Genomic DNA, 3,337 nt, shown 5'->3' with positions numbered 1-3,337 from the left:
AGGAGGGCTTACTTTGCCATAAAATGACTGGTAGTCACAAAGGCTAGGCTGAGAAACAGCATTCCAAAATTGGGATGCTGCTATCAACATCTTCGATTATTTAGCTCTTGGGGCAGCGCACTAGCAGTACATCACATTCAGCGAGGTTCAAAATCTTATGAGCTGTAGAGCCTAGCAGTACTTCAAACCCGTGGCGACTATGACTACCTGCAACAATGACATCTGCATTTAGGTTATCTGCCTGTTTAAGGATTTGTTGAGCCGGTGGCCCAAAGCACATAATTAGATTATTTGGATCCAGCCCTGCCTCTTCAATGAAGGGGCGAAGGTAGTCTGCACCCGACTGTGCGAGAGCTTCTTGATCTAATGGAGGCGGTATCTGGCCTGGACTGCCTGCCCAGTCAGCCACAATCAGGTCGAGTACAACGTGAACTAAATGAATTTTGGTTGAAGGATTTTGTTCAGCCAGTGCAGATGCTTTGTTGAGCACTTTTTGCGCGTCTTTGCCGCACTCTAAAGCGACGAGTATATTATTATATAGGCTCATTGGTGATTCTCCTTTATTGTAGCTTTAGTCTAGTTTGGCATGAGCGCGTTTGCTATGTAATGACTTACATCAACCAGCAATTATTTTAACTCTATGTCTCCCATGAGTTGAGCAAGCTGCTCACGGCTATTAATATTTAACTTATGATAAATACGATAAAGATGGTTTGATATTGTTGATGGGCTCAGGCCGAGTTGTTTTGCGATTAATTTAAAGCTTAAACCCTTGGTCACGCCTTTTACGACATCTAGCTCCCTTTGGGTTAGCTGGTCGAGTTTATTTCTTTGGCGAACGCCTATTCGGAAGAGATCTCCGAGCTGCTGAGAGCTAAAGATGTAGTTCTGTTTTTCTCTCTGTTGTTCATTCAAAGGGAGTTTTAAGGGAAGGATTTGCTTTTGCGTATTTAATTCCTTACTTCCTTTAAAGCAAAGATCGACTATGTCGAGAAACTCTGTTTCGACCTCATGGTAAATGCCGTGACGGTCGCATATCGCGTAGTACTGCTCCTCTCCCTCCGACCTATCTTCCATGCTTAGCATGCAGGCGTGAGAGGCAGCTTGTATAAGATGAAATAGTACTCGTTGATGTCTTTTCTTTTCGTTATCTGAGAACTTTCTATCTTTGTCAGTGCGGTACACAGAGAGAAGAGTATAGATACCGCTTCTTGAAGCTATGTGTAGTGAACTTAAAATACGTTTTATTCCATGCGGCTCAAAAACCGAGTGATAAATTTCAGAGCGATAAAAGTCACCGTCGCTAATTACATCGGCCATATCTACAGCTTCACCAGCATGAGCAAACAAGCTATTGCTGATTGGATTTATTTTAATGTGTTCTATTAAGGTGTCTGGAAAACTAGTTGGTAGATTAAGTGTTGTGTGTGTGTGAAAAGTGCGCGTACTTAAATGTCCGGTGCTCCAGATCGCAGCGTCGATATCAAGAAATGACTGTAATTCGTTTAGGGCCCACTGGCGATAATACTCAATATCAACACGCTTGGTTGCTCGATATAGGTGACTAATAAATGCTTCGGTTTCACTCATGCCTAGTGGAATCCAGGTAAAGGGCTATTATTGTTAGAATGGTTTTATTTCTTCTATGTCTCAATCTAAGGCCATTAGGCTAATTTTACTATCCTCTTAAGTAAAGAGCTTTGGCAAACTTTGTTTAGTTTATTGATTTGGTAACAAGGCAAGAAAGATGGCAGCTATTAAAAGTGATGTACTTATTGTTGGTGCTGGAATTGCGGGTTTAATTGCGGCGCATGAATGCTTGGAAAAAGGTCTAAGTGTCTCGTTGGTTGATCGAGATATTGAAGGTAATTCCGGTGGCCTGGCAAAGTTGGCGTTTGGTGGTATGGCCTTGGTGGGGACACCACTTCAGGAACGTATGGGCATAAAAGATTCTCCTGAACTTGCCTTAAAAGATTGGCATTCATTCGCTCAGTTCAGTGAACAGGATGAATGGCCTAAACGTTGGGCTGAATACTACGTGCAGAATTCCGCAGAGCGCGTATTTCATTGGCTGTGTGACAAAGGCTTAAAGTTCTTTCCGGCCGTAAACTGGGTAGAACGTGGGCTAAATGGCGATGGTAATAGCGTTCCCCGGTATCACGTAATTTGGGGCACTGGTCACCGCTTGGTTGAATTGTTTCTAGAAAAACTGGCTAAGCATTCTAACCGTGATAGTCTTCAGTTCTTTTATCGACATCGTGTAGTTGAGTTGGTATCTGAAAATGGCCGCGTAGTGGGCTGTCGAAGTGAAAGTGAAGAGACTAAAAAGGTAGTAGAGTTTGAGGCTGAGCATACTATTGCTGCATGTGGCGGGATTAACGGCAGTATCGACAAGGTTAGGGAGCATTGGTACAAACCTTGGGGCTTGCCACCGAAAGAAATCCTAAACGGATCTCACCCTTATGCCGATGGCGCATTGCATGAGCTCGTTTCAAATTTGGGGGGGAGTGTTACGCATCTTGATAAAATGTGGAATTATGCGGCAGGTATTCCGCATCCTCAGCCACAATTTGAAGGCCATGGCTTAAGCTTGATCCCATGTAAATCTGCTTTGTGGCTTGACGCTAAAGGCAATCGTATTGGCCCTGATCCACTCGTTACTGGTTTTGACACAAATGAGTTATGTCGTCGCGTTGCCCAGCTAGAAGAACCTTATACCTGGCAGGTTTTGAACTGGGGTATCGCTGCAAAAGAATTCGCAATCTCCGGTTCGGAGCATAACCCCTCGATTCGAGACAGAAAGTTGCTTAGCTTTTTAAAGGAAATATTGCTAGGAAATCACACGCTAATTGAGAAAATCTCTACTGAAAGTGACCACTTTATCGTTGCACAGAATATGGATGAACTCCTTACCCAGATGAAGGCTCTTGATGATGAAAAAGTTTTGAGCTGTGACAATGTTAAAGCTGCTGTTAGTGATTATGACCAAATGCTATCACGAGGGCCGGCTTTATGGAACGATGACCAGGTTAGGCGTATTCAGCAAGCCAGGGCATGGCGATCCGACAAAGTCAGAACGTGTAAACCTGCCCCCATTGTAAGTGACAAATCCGGTCCGTTAATCGCGATTAAGCTCAGACTCATTTCCAGAAAAAGCCTTGGTGGCATACAGACTAATTTGCAAAGCCAGGTCTTGAGCTCAGAGGGTGCAGCAATTCCAGGCTTGTACGCGATTGGTGAAGCAGCGGGTTTTGGCGGTGGCGGTGCCAGCGGATTTAAGTCTCTAGAGGGCACGTTCTTATCCGGCTGTGTACTGACGGCGCGTAGCGCAATTGAC

At 44.3% G+C, this 3,337-nt stretch carries 3 protein-coding genes; 1 reads left to right on the top strand and 2 read right to left on the bottom strand.

Annotated elements, in window-relative coordinates; genetic code table 11:
- Positions 1-100: 100 nt before the first annotated feature.
- The gene (locus A3761_RS13725) at positions 101-547 is read right to left on the bottom strand and encodes a universal stress protein (RefSeq protein WP_068554655.1); all 447 of its coding nucleotides are present in this window, start codon (positions 545-547) and stop codon (positions 101-103) included.
- 80 nt (positions 548-627) lie between these two features.
- Complete coding sequence (locus tag A3761_RS13720; protein ID WP_068554653.1) at positions 628-1,590, bottom strand: LuxR C-terminal-related transcriptional regulator; 963 nt, start codon at positions 1,588-1,590, stop codon at positions 628-630.
- A 157-nt stretch (positions 1,591-1,747) separates the two neighbouring features.
- On the opposite strand from A3761_RS13720, the gene A3761_RS13715 reads away from it, so the two are divergent.
- Positions 1,748-3,337 (top strand): FAD-binding dehydrogenase (locus A3761_RS13715; RefSeq protein WP_068750353.1); only part of this gene is annotated, 1,590 nt, incomplete at its 3' end.

The organism is Oleiphilus sp. HI0123, assembly GCF_001635315.1.
The sequence above is the reverse complement of the archived record's forward strand: the minus strand, read 5'-3'. Positions and strand labels throughout refer to the sequence as shown.